Source organism: Novosphingobium mangrovi (assembly GCF_022818885.1).
Lineage (GTDB): Bacteria > Pseudomonadota > Alphaproteobacteria > Sphingomonadales > Sphingomonadaceae > Novosphingobium > Novosphingobium mangrovi.
In genome coordinates this window covers 35,126-52,246 of sequence record NZ_JALHAT010000012.1, presented here as the reverse complement: position 1 = coordinate 52,246, position 17,121 = coordinate 35,126, and the positions used below count along the sequence as shown (strand labels likewise).

Below are 17,121 nucleotides of genomic sequence, written 5' to 3'. Positions count from 1 at the left end.
GAGACACCATCATCTTGGAACAGGAAATGCGCGCAGCTCTGCCCATGCGCCAGATCGAGAAGCCGTGGGGCTGCGACAGGCTTCCGGCGCCGTTCGTCGCCCCCGAAGGGCAACGGATCGGAGAGATCTGGTTTGAGCCTCCTGCGCAACTTCCTGAGTTGCTTGTGAAGTATATTTTTGCATGTGATAAACTTTCCGTGCAGGTCCATCCGTCCGATGCGCAGACCGAGGCGGAAGGGCTCGGTCGGCAGGGCAAGGAGGAGTGCTGGCTGGTGGTCGATGCTGAGCCCGGAGCGCGGCTCGGAATCGGCTTCGATGCGCCGCTGGATAGTGCCGAGATGCGGGCGGCCGCGCTTGATGGTTCGATTGAGGATCTGATGACCTGGTATCCGGTTTCCGCCGGAGATTTCTTCTATATTCCGGCCAATACCGTACATGCGATTGGGGCCGGGGTGAGCTTGATAGAGGTGCAGCAGAACAGTGATATCACCTACCGTCTGTTCGATTATGGTCGCCCCCGCGAACTCCATCTCGACGAGGGTCTGGCCGTGGCCGATGGGAAAGTCTACGACCTCGCCCGTTGGGCCGCGAAAGTACCTGACAACGCGGCACAGACGCTTGTCGATGGCCCTCTGTTCCGTCTCGACCAGGTTTGCGGCAAACCGGCCGAAGCCATATCTGTTCTGTACCCGGCGGAACTGCTGGTGATACCGCGCGATGGGAAGGTGCAGGTGCGGGGTGAGATCATAGAGCCGGGGCAGTGCGCCCTTGCGCGCAGCCTTGATGAAGTTGTTTTCAAAGATAGGACAGTTTGCCTTCTGGCACGTGCGTGCTGAGGGAAAAGGGCCGTCCACGTTATCGGGTACGCGATATGCAAGGAGCGTGAGGGCCGGAAGTGTGTGTATGTGTGCCCGCTGCAGGCCCGTCGCGTCCGAGCGGGGCATGCCGATATGGCGTGGTGAGGGAAGACGAGAGGCTGGGAATGAAGGAAATTGTTGCGTTCGATCTCGATGGCACGCTGGCGCTGAGCAAGCAGCCTCTGACCGACGAGATGGCCGAACTTCTTGCTGGCCTGCTGGAGGTCGCGCAAGTGGCCGTGATCTCGGGCGGGGACTGGCCGCAGTTCGAAAAGCAGGTCGCCTCGCGCATGCCTGCGCACGCGGACCTCTCACGCCTGTGGATGATGCCGACCAGCGGCGCGAAGCTTTTCGTCCACCGTGACGGAACGTGGACCCCGGTTTACGCGGAACTCTTCACAGACGCGCAGAAGGCCGAGATCCTGGAGGCCTTCGACGCTGCGCTTGAAGCTACCGGCTTCGTGCCCGAGCAGACCTGGGGCGAGCGGATCGAGGACCGGGGCAGCCAGATCACCTTCTCGGCGCTCGGCCAGCAGGCTCCGCTCGAAGCCAAGGAAGTGTGGGACCCGGACTTTGCCAAGCGCAAGGTAATCCAGGCGGACCTGGTTAAGCGTCTGCCCGGCGTGTCGGTGAACCTGGGCGGGGCGACCTCGGTCGACATCACCCAGCCTGGTGTGGACAAGGCCTGGGGCCTCAAGCGCCTCGCCGAGCATTCGGGCGTGGCCGAGGACAAGATGCTCTTCATCGGCGATGCAATCTTCCCGGGCGGCAACGACTACCCGGCCAAGGCCATGGGCCTCGACACTGTGTGCGTGCGCGATCCGGCCGACACGATCAATGTCGTGACCGCGATCATCGCCTGCCAGAAGTCGGCCTGAGCTTGGGGGCGAGGGCAGGTGAGCGGGCGCGCGGGAGCCGAATGACGTGCCCGCCTTCTACCTGACCCTGCTGGCCGTCCTGCTGTCGGGTATCGGCGCGCGCGATCAGGGCGTGGTCGCCATGCTGTCGTTGCGGCAGCAACGGCGTCCGGCGATCCTGGTCACGGCGCTGGTGACATCGCTGGTGTGTGCCGGGCTCGCGGCCTTTGCCGCGCACACCCTGCTGGAGAGCCTGCCTCCGCCCGCGCGGATGATCTTCGCAGGGATCGCGCTGGGCCTCGCAGGCGCGGAGTCGCTTCTTCTCGGGCCTGTGCGGGCTTGGAAGGAGCCGACCCATTCGTTGGGCGCGCTGGGGCTGGTGCTGCTGGCCCACCAGATCGGCGATGCGGCGCGTTTCGTGATCTTCGGTCTTGGCGTGGGCATGGCCGCGCCACTGGCATCGGGGCTGGCTGGCTTTGTTGGCGGAGCGGTCCTGCTCGGCTTTGCCTGGGCCTTCCCGCAGGAGGCATCGCGGCCGCGCTGGCGCCTCGTACGACGGGTCGCGGGCGGGGCCCTGCTGCTTGCCGCGCTCTATCTGCTTATTGTGCAAATGCGTATTCTGTAATCGCCAATTCCGATTGAACAAACCCTTATAATCTGAGTTTCCTATCATATATCGAAACTGCCGGACGATGGCAGGATGACAGTTAGGAGGGTTTTTCAATGGCAAGTAACGACAATGCACACGGTGCGCTGATCGACAGCCTGAACGGGCTTCTCGCGGACACGTTTGCGCTCTACATCAAGACCAAGAATTTCCACTGGCACGTCAAGGGCCCGCAGTTCCGTGACCTCCACCTGTTGTTCGACGAGCAGGCAGGTCAGGTCCAGGCTCTTATCGATGACATCGCCGAGCGCGTGCGCAAGCAGGGCGGCACGACGCTGACGAGCCCGGATTCGATCGTAGCGAAGACCAAGATCGCCCCGCAGGACGCCACCTCGATCGACGCCATGGCGATGGTCAAGGAACTGATGGAGGACAACCTCTCCTACGTCGCGCGTCTGCGCGAAGTGAAGGCGGCGGCCGGCGAAGCGGGCGACAACGCCACCGATGGCATCGTAGACGACTGGACCGATCAGGCCGAGGAACGCGCCTGGTTCCTGCGCGAGATCCTCGCCTGAACCTGTCGGAATACCGCGCAGGCTGCGTAAGGCGCCGCGCGTGGATATCACAGGGCCCGGGAAGCATGAGGTGCTTTCCGGGCCCTGTGCGTTCTGTGCTGCGCCGCACACATAGCTCTTGCAGTGCGAAGGCCAGATGATAGACCCTCGTCCATGTCGCAGATCGAAATCATCGCTGGCGCCGAAAACGGCGCGATTGCCGCATTTGTAGCGGAACGTCTCCACGCCGCGCTGGCCGTTTCGGCCGAGGTTGCGATCACGGTTCCGGGTGGTTCGACGCCGTTCCCGATCTTCGAGATCCTGGCCCAGTCGGACCTGCCCTGGCCCCGCATAAGTGTCTGGCCGGGCGATGACCGCATCGTGGCCGAGGACCATGCGGCCAGCAACGTGGGCAAGATCCGCGCGCTGCTCGAGCCTGTCGGCGCGAAGATCGTGCCGCTGACCGAGACCGCGCGTCCTCCGCATTTCGCGCTGGCCTGGCTGGGTATGGGCGGAGATGGCCACATCGCCTCGCTCTTCCCCAACACCGATCCGCAGGTGGACGACCCTTCGCCGGTGCGCCGCCTGACCCCCGATCCGCTGCCGCCCGAAGCGCCGTTTGATCGGGTGAGCCTGACCATTCCTTCGCTCGTGGCTTCGGACGAAGTGATGTTCGTGATCCGCGGCGCGGACAAGCGTCTTGTCTTCGATGCCGCCCGAGCGGGTGAGAACGACTTGCCCGTGGCGCGCTTCCTCTCGGCGTTCCCGCGCCGGGTGACATGCTTCTGCTGACATCGCTAGCACAGGCGCTGCCCGCGCCGCTTCACCGCTTGGGGCTGCGCGGGGCGCATACGGTGCGCCGCCTGATCTGGAAGGTGCGACGTCCGGTTGTCGAGGGCGTACGGGTGCTCGTGTTCGATCCATCCGGTGCGGTCCTGCTGGTCCGGCACAGCTATGGCTCGGATGCGTGGATGCCGCCGGGCGGGGGCGTGACGCCGGGGGAAGACGTGCTGGAAGCCGCCCGCCGCGAGCTGCGCGAAGAGACCGCGTGCCGCCTGAAGTCGGCGCGCCATCACGTCGTCACGCAGGAGAACCTGCATGGCGCGACCAACCGCGTGCACATCGTTCTGGGTACGACCTGCGACCATCCGGTCCCGGACGCGCGCGAGATCGTGGAGACGCGCTTCTTCGCTTTGGATCAGCTTCCCGAAGCCATGCCGCGGGGGTTGGCTGCGCGGGTACGGTGCTGGGCGCAGGAGGATGAGGGCGGGTAAAAAAGTAGTAAGCGTGTATTCTGGATGAAATCTCCCCATGTGGAAGGGTAAGGATACTCTCGTGCATGGGACCCGACATGCGCGTGGCTCTGGGGGTGAATATGCGTTTCCTGATTACCGGTACGGCAGGTTTCATCGGATACCATCTGGCGCAGCGCCTGCTGGGCGAGGGTCACGTGGTCACCGGCTTCGATGCCATGACCGACTACTACGACGTCACGCTCAAGGAGCGGCGCACCGCGCTTCTGGAGTGAGCTGAGAATTTCCGCTTCATCAAGGGCCGGCTCGAGGACTTCGCTGCGGTTGAAGCGGCCTTTGCCGAAGCGGCGCCCGATGTGGTCATCCACCTCGCCGCGCAGGCGGGCGTGCGCTACTCGATCGATGCGCCCGAAACCTATATCGACAGCAACCTCAAGGGATCCTGGTCGATCCTGGAGATGTGCCGCCGCCAGCGCCCGCAGCACCTCATGCTGGCCTCGACCTCGTCGGTCTACGGGGCCAACGAGGCAATCCCCTTTCGCGAAGCGGACAAGGCGGACGAGCCGGTCAGCCTCTACGCGGCCACCAAGAAGGGCATGGAGGCGATGGCGCACAGCTATGCCCACCTCTACGGGATCCCGACGAGGGCGTTTCGCTTCTTCAAGGTCTACGGGCCCTGAGGACGGCCGGACATGGCGCTCTTCAAGTTCGTGCGCGCAATGCTGCAGGATACGCCCATCGACGTCTACGGTCAGGGCAAGATGGCCCGCGACTTCACCTATATCGACGATCTGGTCGAGGGCATCGTGCGCCTTTCCGAGGTGCCGCCTGTCGCCGGACATCCGGTGGAAAGGCCGGGACTTGTCGATACGCTTTCGCCCATAGGGCCCTACCGGGTGGTCAACGTGGGCGGTGGACAGCCGATCGCGCTCATGGACTTCATCTCGACCATCGAGCGCTGTCTCGGGCGCGAGGCCAAGCTCAACATGATGGACATGCAGCCCGGAGACGTGCCGCAGACGTACGCTGATCCCGCCTTGCTGGACGCGCTGACGGGCTATGTGCCGCAGACGGATCTGGCGAAGGGCGTCGCTGCCTTTACCCAGTGGTACCTGGAGGAATATGCGCCGCAGGGCGTGTCACAGAAGGGATAGCTGTCCGTCCTTCTCGGCCTTGGCTTTCACCGTCTTCTCATCCTGTTCGAGCGCGGAGAGGGTGAGGCCCATCAGCCGGATCGGCTGGGGCAGGGGCAGGAGTTCGGCCAGCAGCGCATGGCCGAGCGCGGCGAATTCGGCCTTGTCGGCGACCCAGTGGTGGACCGAACGGGCGCGAGTCAGCGTCGTGAAATCGGCATAGCGCAGCTTCAATGTCACCGTGCGTCCGCGCGTACTGGCGCGCTCGATCCGCTCCCACACCGTCTCGATGATGGCGTCCAGTGTCTCGCGCAAGGGCCCCGCGCCTTCGATGTTCTCGGCAAAGGTGCGTTCGCCGCCCACCGATTTGCGCGGGCGGTCGGCGCGCACCTGGCGCAGGTCCACGCCGCGCGCGGCCCGAAAGAGGTATTCGGCAAAGCTGCCGAAATGCGCGCGCAGGAAGGCGAGGTCCTTGGCGGCCAGGTCCGCGCCGGTCTCGATACCGAGCCTCGCCATCTTTTCCGCACCGCGCGGGCCTACCCCGTGAAAGCGGCGAACCGGCAGCGAGGCGACGAAGGCCGCGCCTTGTCCCGGGCGGATCACGCACAGGCCATCGGGCTTGTTCTGGTCACTGGCGAGCTTGGCGAGGAACTTGTTGTAGGAGACCCCCGCGCTGGCGGTGAGCCCGGTGTCGGCCTTGATCCGCTCGCGGATCTGCTCGGCGATGCGCGTCGCCGAGCCCAGCCCCTTGCGGTCCTCGGTGACGTCGAGATAGGCCTCGTCGAGCGAGAGTGGCTCGACGTGGGGGGTATAGTCGAGGAAGATTGCCCGGATCTGCTGGCTGACCGCGCGGTAGACATCGAAGCGGGCCTTGCGGAAGATGAGGTCCGGGCACAGGCGCACCGCGCGCGAGGAGGGCATCGCCGATCGCACCCCGAAGATGCGCGCCTCGTAGCTCGCCGCGGCCACCACGCCGCGTCCCGACGAACCACCCACGGCCACCGGTTTCCCGCGTATCTCGGGATCGTCGCGCTGCTCGACGCTGGCGAAGAAGGCATCCATGTCGACATGGATGATCTTGCGCAGACCGTCGGCCTCGTCCTCGTCGTGCTCGCCTGGCGAAACCATCCGCCACATATAGGCATGCCTGCCCGAAATGTAGCGGGTCGGATGCGAATCTGCTGGCCTAAATTTCGCAACTGCGGCATGCGCGCGGCATGACCGGTGCTCACACTTCCAAGGATTCCTTCCCCATGGGGCAGGCCGAATTCGTCGGCCTGATGGCCTCGATGCAGGCGCTCATGGCGCTCTCGATTGACATCATGTTGCCGGCTTTGGGGCTTATTTCGGAGGATCTGGGCGTACCCGACCCGAACCAGCGTCAGCTGATCATCGGGGTGTTCATGACTTGCGCCGGGATCGGGTCGCTGTTTCCCGGCGCCTTGGCGGACCGCTTTGGGCGTCGCCGCGTTGCCCTTTTCGCAATTGCGGGCAACTTCCTGATGACCTTCGTGTGCGCGGTTGCGGGCAGCTTCGAGCTGTTGCTGATCGCGCGTGGTATCGCAGGCCTCCTGACCTCGGCGATGATGGTCATGCCCATGACGATCCTGCGCGACCGCTACGAAGGCGATGCCATGGCACGCACCCAGTCGCTGATCGCGACGACCTTTATGGTGGTGCCGATGATCGCGCCGATGGTCGGTCAGGCGATCATGCTGGTGGCGAGCTGGCGCTGGATCTTCGGAGTGACCTGCGCGATGGGCGTGGTCGTCTTCATCTGGGCAAGCCTGCGCCTGCCCGAGACGCTGGAGCCCGAGAACCGCCAGGAAATCCGCCCCCGCGTGATCGCGGGCAACATGCGCCTGGCGCTCACCGAGCGTGCGGCCATCGGCTATTTCCTGGGCGGCGCGCTCGTCCAGGCAGGGCTCTTCGGCTATCTCAACAGCGCGCAGCAGCTGGTGGGCGAGACGCTCGGCGCGGGCGAGATGTTCCCCATCCTGTTTGGCATGATGGCGATGATCATGGCGGGCACCAACTTCATCAATGCGCGCATTGTCGTCGCCTTTGGCGCGCGCCGCGTGTCGCACACGGCGCTTATCGTTTTCATCGTGACCGGCGCGATCCACATGCTGGTCGCGCTGCGCGGCGAAGAGGATCTGTGGACCTTCGTGCCGCTGATGACCGTCTCGATGTGCATGCTCAGCTTCATCGCGGCGAACTTCCAGGCGATCTCGCTTCAGCCTTTCGGTCGCATCGCAGGCGCCGCGGCCTCGGTCATGTCGTTCGTGCGCATGGTGCTGGGCTCGGTGATCGGCGCGGCCATCGGCCTCGCCTTCGATGGAAGTGCGGTGCCGATCACGGCGGGCATGGCGATCATGGGGAGCATCTCGCTGGTGCTGATCCTCTATTCCGAAGGCGGCCGCCTGTTCCGCCGCGTCAACCCGCCGGAATACTACCTGCGCAACCAGCCCCCCAAGCAGCCGCCGCACGGCGGCTGAGGGGAGGCCCGGCTGGTCGGTGGGGCTAGACCCCGCCGCCGCGCTTGGCGAAGAAGAGCTGGTAGAGGCCAATCACGATGGCCACGAACAGCAGCACGTGAATCAGTGCGCCAGCGACCTTGAAGACGACAAAGCCCAGCAGCCAGAGCGCGAGCAGGATCAGGATGATGTATTTGAGCATCGAGCAAAACTCCTTGAAGAGGCTTTGCTTTTCCAACGCATGAACCGGCGCGGGGCTCCCTGCGCAGTGCAGATGGCGCAAGGGCTGCGGCGATGCCTCTTGCCCCGCAGGCGCAAGGACGCCACCTCGCGGCTGGATGAGCACGACGAACGATAGAACGCCCAGGTCTGAGGGGCTCGAGGAACTTCTCGCGCGCATCGCGGCGTGCCGGACCTGTGCGGACGCTCTGCCCCATGACCCGCGTCCGGTTGTCCAGGCAGGACACTCGGCCCGGATCCTCGTCATCGGGCAGGCGCCCGGGAGCAAGGTCCACGCCAGCGGGCGGGCCTGGGACGATGACAGCGGAGATCGTCTGCGCGACTGGACGGGGCTGGGTACCGAGGACTTCTACGATCCCGAACGCGTTGCGCACATGCCCAGCGGCTTTTGCTACCCGGGCAAGGGCGAGGGGGGCGACCTTCCGCCCCGGCCTGAGTGCGCCCCCTTGTGGCACGACGCCTTGCGGGCCGAACTGCCGCAGGTGCGCCTCACCCTGCTGGTGGGGCTCCACGCGCAGAAACGCTATCTGCCGCGTGGCTTTGCCCCCACCATGACGCAGGCCGTCATGCGCTGGCGCGAGGCCCCGCCGGGTTTTCTGCCCTTGCCGCACCCTGCCTGGCGCAGCCGCCTGTGGATGGCGCGCAACCCCTGGTTCGCGGCCGAGCTCCTGCCCGATCTGCGCGCGCGGATACGGGCTGCTCTCGATTAGAAGGTGTAGGCGATCCCGACGCCGCCCATGAACTGGTTGGCCGAGCCGCGCAGGGAGGTATAGGGCGTGTCCTTTCCATCGCCGAGCATGCGCGAATAGGTGGCGACCCCGATGAGCGAGAAGCCGCCGTCGCGCAGGTCTCCGGAAAGGTCCCAAGCAACAAGTGTGCCCACGCCTGCCCGGTCCCAGCCGCCCTTGCCTGTGTACTGGGGCAGGCCGCTTGCCTCGCTCTGAACCGGGGAGACCGAATAGTTGTAGTCGCCGAAATTGTCGTCCACGTGGCGGGCATAGGCCAGCACCGTGACCAGCAGGCTCTTGCTGAGCGGGGTGTTGTAGCTGACAGAGGGCGACACGGTCATGCCGTCATGGGCACCGGCAACGTCCCATTTGACGTCGGTGTTGAAGGTCATCCAGTCATAGTCATGCAGCACGCGGTTGACCGTGAAACCGGCACTCACGCCGACTTCGACCGGCATCTTGAGCCTTCCTGCCGCGGCCACCACCGGATCCTTTACCTTGCGGGTGCGGTTGAAGGACACCGTGGCGACGGGGCCGAGCGCAAGGTCGATCTTGGCGCCCCGTTTGTCCGGGATGAAGTCAATCGCGGCGCCGCCTGCACGGGTGTTGATGGTTACGCCCTCGATCCGTCCGCGGATCGCGGGGATGGGGGCAATTACGTAGTCATCGGAGCCGCTGTAGTCCGGCGTGGCAACAACCCCGGCGCCGATCGTGAAGGAATCGCCCTCGAACACGTTGCGACCGGGCTCGTCCATCTGCGTGGAAGTATCCTGGGCGAAGGCGGCCGGGCTGGCCGTGGCGGCGGCCAGCGTGCTGGCGGCCAGCAACGCGGCCTGTATCGTCTTGTGCATGGGGCTCCCCGATTGAAATGCGTATCGGGCCCAACGTGTGAGAAGCCTAATCGTTTCCGAAGGTTTGCTCCGGTTCGGGAAGGCCTGCGTGCCGGAACGGCCCGCCTTGCTGTCAGCTGCGGGGGATGAGGGGCTCGGGCAGCGTGTCGTTTCCTTCACCCAGTTTGCGCTGCATGAGGAAGACGTCGATCCACTGTTCGTGCTTCCAGCCCGCCCCCTCGAGCGTGCCCACCGGCCGGTACCCTGCGCGCGCGTGCAGGATCACCGAGGCGGGTTCGGACGAGGCGATGACTGCGAAGGCCTGGCGGAACCCGCGCGCCTCGCATTCGTCGATGAGGGCCTTGATGAGGGCCGAGCCGATGCCGCGCCGGACACAGTCCGCGCGGACGTAGACCGTTGTTTCCACGCTGTAACGATAGCCCACGCGGGGGCCATAGCGCTGGGCATAACCGAAGCCGAGGACCTTGCCGTTCGCGTCGCGCGAAACCAGATAAGGGTAGCCGGACTGGGTCAGGTCGGCGATGCGTTGACGAACCGCGTCGCAGCCTGGCGGCTCGGTTTCGAATGTCGCGGTGCTTTTCAGCACGTAATGCGAAAAGATCTCGGTGATCGATTGGGCATCCTTTGCGGAGGCCTCCTCGACTGTCAGTTCGTCATTTGTCATCGGTGTTACAATGCCGCAAGGTCGCAACTTTGCCAAGTTGTACTGTATGTCTCCAAGTACTGGGCGCTTTATAAATGGCTGACCGCACGTGTGATCTGGCAATTCTGGGGGGCGGACTGGCCGGGGGGCTGACCGCGCTGGCCTTTGCGCGCACGCGTCCCGATCTGCGTCTTTGCCTCGTCGAACAGGGCGCGCGTTTCGGCGGCGAGCATGTATGGTCGTTCTTCGATACCGACGTCGATCCGGCGGCGCGTGCGCTTCTCGATCCGCTGATCGCGGCGCGCTGGGAGGGGTACGAGGTGCGCTTTCCGGGATATGCACGCGATCTTTCGACCCGCTACGCCAGCATCACCAGCGACCGGCTCGACGCGCGCCTGCGCGAGGCTCTGCCTGCAGAGGCTCTGCTGTGCGATGCGCGTGTGGCCCGCACAGCAGCCCAGCGGGTGGAGCTGGAGGACGGGACCTCAATCACGGCAGGCGCGGTCCTCGATGCGCGCGGTGCAAAGGGTTTGCCGCATATGGCGGGAGGCTGGCAGACGTTCCTGGGGCAGATGGTCGCGACCACGCAGCCCCATGGCCTGACCCGTCCCATCGTCATGGATGCGACCGTGGATCAGGTGAACGGCTATCGCTTCGTCTACGTTCTGCCCTTCGGCCCCTCGCAGCTCTTCATCGAGGACACCTATTACGCCGACAGCCCGGCGATCGAGCGCGAAGCGCTGCGGGCACGGATCGCGCGCTATGCCGCCGGGCAGGGCTGGGACATTGCCGAGGTCCTCTACGAGGAAACAGGCGCGCTTCCCGTGATCGCGAGGGGCGATTTTTCCGCCTTCTGGAACGCCGATCCCGAGGGCGTTCCCGCGCGTGCGGGAACAAGGGCCGCGCTCGTGCATCCTTTGACATCGTACTCCCTTCCCGATGCTGTACGATTTGCCGTTCATCTCGCCGGCCTCGACAACATCGGCGGGGAGGCCCTAGGAAGGATCTGTCATGACTGGGCCGCACATCACTGGCGCGAGGGGCGCTTCTACCGAATGCTGACGACGATGCTGTTTGGCGCAGGCGCGCCCGAAGACCGCTGGCGTATGCTCGCCCGTTTCTACCGGCTTCCCGAGCCGCTGATCGAGCGTTTCTACGCCGGGCAGTCGCGGCTGGCCGACATGGCGCGGGTGCTGGCTGGAAAGCCGCCGGTGCCGGTCGGCGCGGCCGTGGCCGCTCTTGCGGGCCAGGGCCGCGCGCTCGCGGACCTCAGCCCATCGGGAGAGCGCGCATGAACCGCGCCTGCGTGATCGGGGCGGGCTTTGGCGGCCTTGCCCTGGCCATCCGCCTCCAGTCCGCCGGTGTGCAGACCACCCTGGTCGAAGCGCGCGACAAGCCGGGCGGGCGGGCCTATTACTGGGAGAAGGAGGGGTTCACCTTCGATGCCGGGCCCACCGTCATCACCGATCCCGATTGCCTGCGCGAGCTGTGGATCGGCGCGGGGCAGGACATGGCCGACGACGTCACGCTGATGCCGGTCATGCCCTTCTACCGCCTGAACTGGCCGGACGGCGTCAGCTTCGACTATTCGAACGACGAGCCCGCGCTTCACCGCGAGATTGCGCGTATCGCGCCGCAGGACCTGGCCGGTTACGACGAATTCCAGCGCTATGCCGCGGGCGTCTGGCAGGAGGGCTACGTCAAGCTGGGCCACGAGGCCTTCCTCGACTTCTCCAAGATGATCAAGGCTGCGCCCGCGCTCGCGCGCTACCAGGCCTGGCGCTCGGTCTATTCGATGGTCTCCAGCTTCGTGAAGGACGAGCACCTGCGCCAGGCGCTCTCGTTCCACACCCTGCTGGTGGGCGGCAACCCGATGAAGACAAGCGCGATCTACGCCCTCATCCACAAGCTGGAGAAGGACGGCGGCGTGTGGTGGGCCAAGGGCGGTACCAACCGCCTGGTCGCCGGGATGGTCGCGCTGTTCGAACGCATCGGGGGCACCGTGCGTCTGGGCGACAAGGTGACGCAAGTTCACACCGTGGGCGACATGGCGACCGAGGTCGAGTGCGCGAGTGGCTGGCGTGAGCGCTTCGACGCGGTCGCCAGCAACGGCGACATCATGCACACCTACCGCGACCTCCTCTCCGACAATCCGCGCGGCGAGAAGGTGGCGAAGCAGCTCTCGAAGAAGCGTTTTTCGCCCAGCCTCTTTGTCGTCCACTTCGCGCTGGAGGGCACCTGGCCGGGCATCCCGCACCACACGATCCTGTTCGGGCCGCGCTACAAGGGCCTGCTCGACGACATCTACGAGCACGGCGTGCTGCCGCGCGACTTCTCGATCTACCTCCACCACCCGACCGTCACCGATCCCTCGATGGCGCCCGAGGGCAAGAGCACGTTCTACGCCCTCGTCCCCGTCGCGCACATGGGCAAGCTGCCGATCGATTGGGACGAGGTGGGCCCGGTGCTGGAAAAGCGTATCCTTGCCGAAGTCGGCCGCCGCCTGGTGCCCGACATCGAGGACCGCCTCATCACCAGCTTCCACTACGCGCCGACCGACTTCGAGGCGGACCTTGCCGCCTACAAGGGCAGCGCCTTCAGCCTCGAGCCGATCCTGACGCAAAGCGCCTGGTTCCGCGGTCACAATCGCGACGATACGCTACGTAACTTCTACCTCGTGGGCGCGGGCACCCATCCCGGCGCGGGGATCCCGGGGGTCGTCGGCAGCGCCAAGGCGACGGCGAAACTGATGCTCGAGAACCTGCTGTGAGAGCGCGCGAACTGGCCGCTCTTCGCCAGGGCTGGGGCTGGACCGGGATCGAGTTTGCCGAGATCGTTGCCAACTCGCTCTTCGGGCACCTTCTCGTCACGGACCGTGTCGGCACGTTTCACTATGTCGATCCCGATGTCCTGGGCGTGCAGACACTGGGCGACGAGGCCGCGGCCAAGACGCATATGGAGCTGGGCGAGACGCAGGCAATCTGGCGCGCCGACGCGCACGTCGAGGCCGCCGACAAGCGCCTGGGCGCTCCGCGCGTGGGCGAGGTCTACGGCTTCACCCCGCAGGCGCTCGTCGCGGGGGACTACGCGCCGGAAAACATGGTGTGTGTGGAACTTGCCGCCTACATTCGCATGACCGGCGATCTTGCCGACCAGATCAAGGACCTGCCCGAAGGGGCGCATGTCCGCATCAAGGTGACCGACTGAAATGAAACGTCTTGCTGTCTACTGCGGCTCGGCCACTCCCCAGGATCCGCGCTACATGGAACTGGCCCGCGACGTCGGGCGCACGCTGGCCGGGCTTGGCATCGGCACGGTCTATGGTGGCGGGCGCCTCGGCCTCATGGGCGCGGTCGCGGCGGGCGCTCTGGAGGCGGGCGGTGAGGTGATCGGCGTGATCCCCGAGGCGCTCACCGCCACCAATGGGCGCGGCGGCGAGGTTGCCAACCACGACTGCACCGAATTGCACATCGTCAAGGACATGCACGAGCGCAAGGCCGCCTTCACGCGCCTGTCGGACGGCTTTATCGTCCTGCCCGGCGGGGTTGGCACCATGGATGAGCTGTGGGAGGCGGTCAGCTGGTCGCAGCTGGGCTACCACGACAAGCCGGTCGGTGTGCTCAACGCCTTCGGCTTCTACGATGGTCTCCTCGCCTTCAACCGCCACATGGCCGAAGTCGGCTTCGTGCGCCCCGCCCACCAGGGCATCATTCTGGCCGAGACCGAGCTCGACCTGTTGCTGGAGCGCATGCGCGCGCACGAGCCGATCGTGCCGATCGTACGGATGGATCCGGGCACGCTGTGAGACCCCTTATCCGTTGCAGGACCATGACCCCGGCATGACCCGCCTTTCGCCTTACGACCGCGCGGCGCTGGTGCGTTTTGCCCACCAGTCGATCCGCAAGGGCTCGAAGAGCTTTTCCGCCGCCAGCCGTCTGTTCGACCGCGAGACCCGCGAGAGGGTTTGGCTCCTCTATGCCTGGTGCCGCGCCTGCGACGATATCGCGGATGACCAAGATCACGGGCGTGGCCGCGCGCGCGGCGTGCAGGCCGAGCAGGGCGTCGGGCAGGGCGGCCTCGATCCCGAATCGCGACTCGCGACGATCCGCACGCTGACCGAACTCGCCATCGCGGGCGAACAGACCGGATCGCAGGCCTTCGATGCCCTGGGGCAGCTCCTGTGTGAAGTACCGATCCCCCAGGTCATGCTCGAGGACGTGATCGCCGGGTTCGAACTCGACGCGCGCGAATGGCGGCCCCGCTCGGAAGGCGACATGCTGCGCTATTGCTACCATGTGGCCGGTGCGGTCGGGGTGCTGATGGCGGCGGTCATGGGGGTGTCGTGCGACGAGAGCGACCCGGAAGCGGCGGACACGCTCGACAGGGCCTGCGATCTGGGCCTGGCCTTCCAGCTCTCCAACATCGTGCGCGATGTCTGGGAGGATGATGCCAATGGGCGCTGCTACCTGCCTGTCGAATGGCTGGTCGAGGCCGATATTCCACCCGGTGAACACACCAAGCCGCACTACCGCGCGCGGCTTGTCACGATCGTCGCGCGGGCCTGCGCGCTGGCGCGGGGCTACGAGGAATCCTCGCGCGCCGGGGCGATGCGTCTGCCCTTCCGACAGCGTTGGGCGATCCTCGCCGCCGCCAACATCTACGGCGGGATCGGGCGCGAGGTGGAGCGGCTGGGCGCCCATGCCTGGGACCACCGCGTCTCGACTTCCAAGCTGCGCAAGGCGGAATATCTTGCTGCGGCCTGGCACGAGGCGCGCGGCGGCGTGGCCCCGGTGCTCGAACGTCCCGGACTTGGCCGACGCGACCTGATGGAGCTTGCCCGCGCGGACTAAGCCTCTGGACACACGTGCGCGCTTGGCTCAGTCTCCCCTCCATAAGACAAAGGGGGAGATGCGCATACGATGCCAGATCTTGCACTCGCGCCGGCCTGGACGGCGATTTTCCTGGGGCTCTTCGCGCTCTTCGCCGGGATCGGGGAACTGCGCCAGCCCGGCCACTGGCACAAGCTGATCGGCGAGATCGTCGGCTCGCCCGCGCTGCAGATGGTGACGGGCCTTCTGGAACTGTTCCTGGGCGCGGTGATCTACCTCGCCAATCCCTGGGCCTCGCCCGACTGGCTTTCCAGCACGATGAGTGTGGTCGGCGGGCTCATGTGCATCGAGGCGCTGATGGTGCTGGCCTTCTCGGACGTCTACATGGCTTTCTGGCTGCGTCGCTTCGGACCGCTCTCGCGCCTGTGGTGCACCTGTTCGATCATCATCGGCCTGGCGCTCATCGCGGCGGGGCTGTTCCACTTCGGTGTGTTTGCGAGCAGCTGAGGAGCGAAGAGGAATAGGGCTGGACGAGCGTCTGGGCGCGGTCCCACCCGGCGCGCAGCCAGGTCTCGTGCGCCTTGGGATCGGGTGGCAGGATCACCGGCATCGTCTCGCGGCCCTCGGCGCGCAGCGCGGCATTTGCCTCGCAGGTAAGTATGGCGAAGGCGGGCACCTCGCTGTCCTTCCAGACCCCGGCAAAGGCGAAGATCGGCTGGTCGGCGCAGGAGAGCCAGAGCTGGCGCCGCCTGCCGTCGACGGGAGAGGGGCGTCCCCATTCCATGAAGGCGGTCGCGGGCACCAGGCAGCGGAATTCGGGGTTGCGCAGGTTCCCTGTCCAGAACGGGCTGTCGAGGTTGCGCGCGGTCAGGATGCCGTGCGGGCGGGTGTCCATCGCCGATTGCGGGGGCATGACGCCCCATAGGCGCGGGATCATCCGGCGGGGCTGACGGGTACGGGGCATGGGGCCCGCGATTGCTTCTCGTCCCGCGGTGAGGACAGGGGCGAACTGGCCGGGGCCGACATAGCCTCCCGCCCAAGGGTCCTCGCGCGTGTCGGTCTCGAAAGCGCGGCCCACGGCGGCGGCGGGGGCATCGAGGCGGTAGAGCATCGTCATGGTCTTCGCGCGCATCGTCTCTTCCCGCGCACGGGTCAAGGCGCGCTGTGCAACGCTGCGTTAGGTGAATGGGGCCTTGTGTGGTACAGCTTCGGCGCGACGTCGAATTTTGTGACGGACTTTGCCGGTTGATAGGCGCCCGACCCCGGGCCCGTGCGTGTTTGCACGGGCAGGGCCATGGCGCACTTTGGGCGACGATCTCCATTCGAAAGATGAACAGACGCACCCTCCCGCGTGCATGTGGCACGGCGGGAGCCCATAGCTATTGCATTAAGGACATCACCATGCCCATCGGCACTGTCAAATTCTTCAACACCGAAAAGGGTTACGGCTTCATCGCTCCGGAAAACGGCGGCGAGGACAGCTTTGTGCACATCAGCGCGGTGCAGGCTTCAGGCCTGGCTTCGCTCGAGCAGGAACAGCGCGTTTCCTACGAGGTCGAGACCGGCCGTAACGGCAAGAAGGCCGCGGTGAACCTCGCGCTCGCCTGATCGGCTTGCACGTATCCCGGACCGGCCTTTGCGCCGGTCCGGTTTTCGCTCCGACCCGCCATTCCAACCCGAGGAAACCCGGAGCATGAGTGTAAGCTACAAGTTCGCTACCGAGCAGGCCGATGCGGCCGCGAGGGCCGCTGACGAGGCGGTTCTTGGCAATGTTCGCGAGCGCGCGCTGCGGTCCGAAACCGCCTGGCGCACGATGGCCTCGCAGGCCCTCAAGACCGAAGAAAGCCGCCGTCGGCGCGAAGAAGCTGCCGCCAGCGCACGCGACGAGGCCTGAGCCTTTTCGCACAGGCGCTATATAGCTGCCCCTCTGGACGCATCCGCAAAGCGTCCCTACCATCACACGTATCCCCGGGGAGCCAGCAGGGCGTTCGCGTCCACCGGCTGAGAGTTGTGGGTATGCTCCACAAGACCCGTCGAACCTGAACCCGTTAATACGGGCGGAGGGAGTGGACGGTGTGCCCGGAGCTCTACG

The 17,121-nt window shown here is 65.8% G+C and carries 21 protein-coding genes, 1 pseudogene and 1 riboswitch; of the genes and pseudogenes, 17 read left to right on the top strand and 5 right to left on the bottom strand.

Annotated elements, in window-relative coordinates; translation table 11 throughout:
- Positions 1-26 precede the first annotated feature (26 nt).
- The 7 genes and pseudogenes from MTR65_RS08930 (at position 27) to MTR65_RS08900 (ending at position 5,282) form a co-directional block, all read left to right on the top strand.
- Positions 27-836 (top strand): class I mannose-6-phosphate isomerase, encoded by an 810-nt coding sequence (locus MTR65_RS08930; RefSeq protein ID WP_243799504.1) that lies wholly within the window; start codon positions 27-29, stop codon positions 834-836.
- Between the two features lie 146 nt (positions 837-982).
- The gene (locus MTR65_RS08925; protein ID WP_243799268.1) at positions 983-1,735 is read left to right on the top strand and encodes an HAD-IIB family hydrolase; all 753 of its coding nucleotides are present in this window, start codon (positions 983-985) and stop codon (positions 1,733-1,735) included.
- Between the two features lie 46 nt (positions 1,736-1,781).
- Entirely contained in the window at positions 1,782-2,339 is a 558-nt protein-coding gene (locus MTR65_RS08920) for a hypothetical protein (RefSeq protein WP_243799265.1), read from the top strand.
- 98 nt (positions 2,340-2,437) lie between these two features.
- Positions 2,438-2,896: a Dps family protein gene (locus MTR65_RS08915; protein ID WP_226634466.1), complete on the top strand. Its 459-nt coding sequence runs from the start codon at positions 2,438-2,440 to the stop codon at positions 2,894-2,896.
- Between the two features lie 153 nt (positions 2,897-3,049).
- Positions 3,050-3,667: a 6-phosphogluconolactonase gene (locus tag MTR65_RS08910; protein ID WP_039390927.1), complete on the top strand. Its 618-nt coding sequence runs from the start codon at positions 3,050-3,052 to the stop codon at positions 3,665-3,667.
- The gene (locus MTR65_RS08905; protein WP_243799263.1) at positions 3,655-4,149 is read left to right on the top strand and encodes an NUDIX domain-containing protein; all 495 of its coding nucleotides are present in this window, start codon (positions 3,655-3,657) and stop codon (positions 4,147-4,149) included. Before MTR65_RS08910 ends, MTR65_RS08905 begins: the two co-directional genes overlap by 13 nt.
- A 65-nt stretch (positions 4,150-4,214) precedes the next feature.
- Positions 4,215-5,282, top strand: a pseudogene (locus MTR65_RS08900) (NAD-dependent epimerase/dehydratase family protein).
- Here MTR65_RS08900 and dinB read toward each other — a convergent pair.
- Positions 5,268-6,389, bottom strand: coding sequence for a DNA polymerase IV (dinB, locus tag MTR65_RS08895; RefSeq protein ID WP_243799501.1), 1,122 nt, complete (start codon positions 6,387-6,389; stop codon positions 5,268-5,270). The pseudogene MTR65_RS08900 and the gene dinB overlap by 15 nt on opposite strands.
- A 125-nt stretch (positions 6,390-6,514) precedes the next feature.
- Here dinB and MTR65_RS08890 point away from each other — a divergent pair, with 125 nt between their 5' ends.
- Positions 6,515-7,759 (top strand): multidrug effflux MFS transporter, encoded by a 1,245-nt coding sequence (locus tag MTR65_RS08890; RefSeq protein WP_243799261.1) that lies wholly within the window; start codon positions 6,515-6,517, stop codon positions 7,757-7,759.
- A gap of 25 nt (positions 7,760-7,784) precedes the next feature.
- Here the strand turns inward: MTR65_RS08890 and MTR65_RS08885 are convergent, their stop codons facing one another.
- Positions 7,785-7,940 (bottom strand): lmo0937 family membrane protein, encoded by a 156-nt coding sequence (locus MTR65_RS08885; protein WP_144400902.1) that lies wholly within the window; start codon positions 7,938-7,940, stop codon positions 7,785-7,787.
- A gap of 136 nt (positions 7,941-8,076) precedes the next feature.
- On the opposite strand from MTR65_RS08885, the gene MTR65_RS08880 reads away from it, so the two are divergent.
- Positions 8,077-8,688, top strand: coding sequence for a uracil-DNA glycosylase family protein (locus MTR65_RS08880; protein ID WP_243799258.1), 612 nt, complete (start codon positions 8,077-8,079; stop codon positions 8,686-8,688).
- Here the strand turns inward: MTR65_RS08880 and MTR65_RS08875 are convergent.
- Entirely contained in the window at positions 8,685-9,557 is an 873-nt protein-coding gene (locus tag MTR65_RS08875; protein ID WP_243799256.1) for a MipA/OmpV family protein, read from the bottom strand. The two genes, MTR65_RS08880 and MTR65_RS08875, sit on opposite strands and share 4 nt — an antisense overlap.
- A 112-nt stretch (positions 9,558-9,669) precedes the next feature.
- Entirely contained in the window at positions 9,670-10,221 is a 552-nt protein-coding gene (locus MTR65_RS08870) for a GNAT family N-acetyltransferase (RefSeq protein WP_039390933.1), read from the bottom strand.
- A gap of 74 nt (positions 10,222-10,295) precedes the next feature.
- On the opposite strand from MTR65_RS08870, the gene crtY reads away from it, so the two are divergent.
- The 6 genes from crtY to MTR65_RS08840 all read left to right on the top strand — a co-directional run bounded on the left by crtY (position 10,296) and on the right by MTR65_RS08840 (position 15,536).
- Entirely contained in the window at positions 10,296-11,495 is a 1,200-nt protein-coding gene (gene crtY, locus MTR65_RS08865) for a lycopene beta-cyclase CrtY (RefSeq protein ID WP_243799254.1), read from the top strand.
- The gene (locus tag MTR65_RS08860) at positions 11,492-12,970 is read left to right on the top strand and encodes a phytoene desaturase (protein ID WP_243799252.1); all 1,479 of its coding nucleotides are present in this window, start codon (positions 11,492-11,494) and stop codon (positions 12,968-12,970) included. The genes crtY and MTR65_RS08860 overlap by 4 nt, the downstream gene beginning before the upstream one ends.
- Positions 12,967-13,407 (top strand): T6SS immunity protein Tdi1 domain-containing protein, encoded by a 441-nt coding sequence (locus tag MTR65_RS08855; RefSeq protein ID WP_243799250.1) that lies wholly within the window; start codon positions 12,967-12,969, stop codon positions 13,405-13,407. Before MTR65_RS08860 ends, MTR65_RS08855 begins: the two co-directional genes overlap by 4 nt.
- Position 13,408: 1 nt before the next feature.
- Positions 13,409-14,005: an LOG family protein gene (locus MTR65_RS08850; protein WP_039390935.1), complete on the top strand. Its 597-nt coding sequence runs from the start codon at positions 13,409-13,411 to the stop codon at positions 14,003-14,005.
- A 34-nt stretch (positions 14,006-14,039) separates the two neighbouring features.
- Positions 14,040-15,050 (top strand): phytoene/squalene synthase family protein, encoded by a 1,011-nt coding sequence (locus tag MTR65_RS08845; RefSeq protein WP_243799248.1) that lies wholly within the window; start codon positions 14,040-14,042, stop codon positions 15,048-15,050.
- A 69-nt stretch (positions 15,051-15,119) separates the two neighbouring features.
- Positions 15,120-15,536 carry a hypothetical protein gene (locus MTR65_RS08840; RefSeq protein WP_243799246.1) on the top strand — a complete coding sequence of 139 codons (417 nt, stop codon included), beginning with the start codon at positions 15,120-15,122 and terminating at the stop codon, positions 15,534-15,536.
- Here the strand turns inward: MTR65_RS08840 and MTR65_RS08835 are convergent.
- Positions 15,490-16,161 (bottom strand): SOS response-associated peptidase family protein, encoded by a 672-nt coding sequence (locus MTR65_RS08835; protein WP_243799244.1) that lies wholly within the window; start codon positions 16,159-16,161, stop codon positions 15,490-15,492. The two genes, MTR65_RS08840 and MTR65_RS08835, sit on opposite strands and share 47 nt — an antisense overlap.
- Before the next feature lie 269 nt (positions 16,162-16,430).
- Between MTR65_RS08835 and MTR65_RS08830 the strand changes: the two genes are divergently transcribed.
- Both MTR65_RS08830 and MTR65_RS08825 read left to right on the top strand, forming a co-directional pair.
- On the top strand, positions 16,431-16,637 hold the full coding sequence (locus MTR65_RS08830; protein ID WP_039390941.1) for a cold-shock protein: 207 nt from the start codon (positions 16,431-16,433) through the stop codon (positions 16,635-16,637).
- A gap of 85 nt (positions 16,638-16,722) precedes the next feature.
- Positions 16,723-16,923, top strand: a complete 201-nt coding sequence (locus tag MTR65_RS08825) for a hypothetical protein (protein WP_243799242.1) — start codon at positions 16,723-16,725, stop codon at positions 16,921-16,923.
- Between the two features lie 65 nt (positions 16,924-16,988).
- Positions 16,989-17,113, top strand: a riboswitch (TPP riboswitch).
- Positions 17,114-17,121 lie beyond the last annotated feature (8 nt).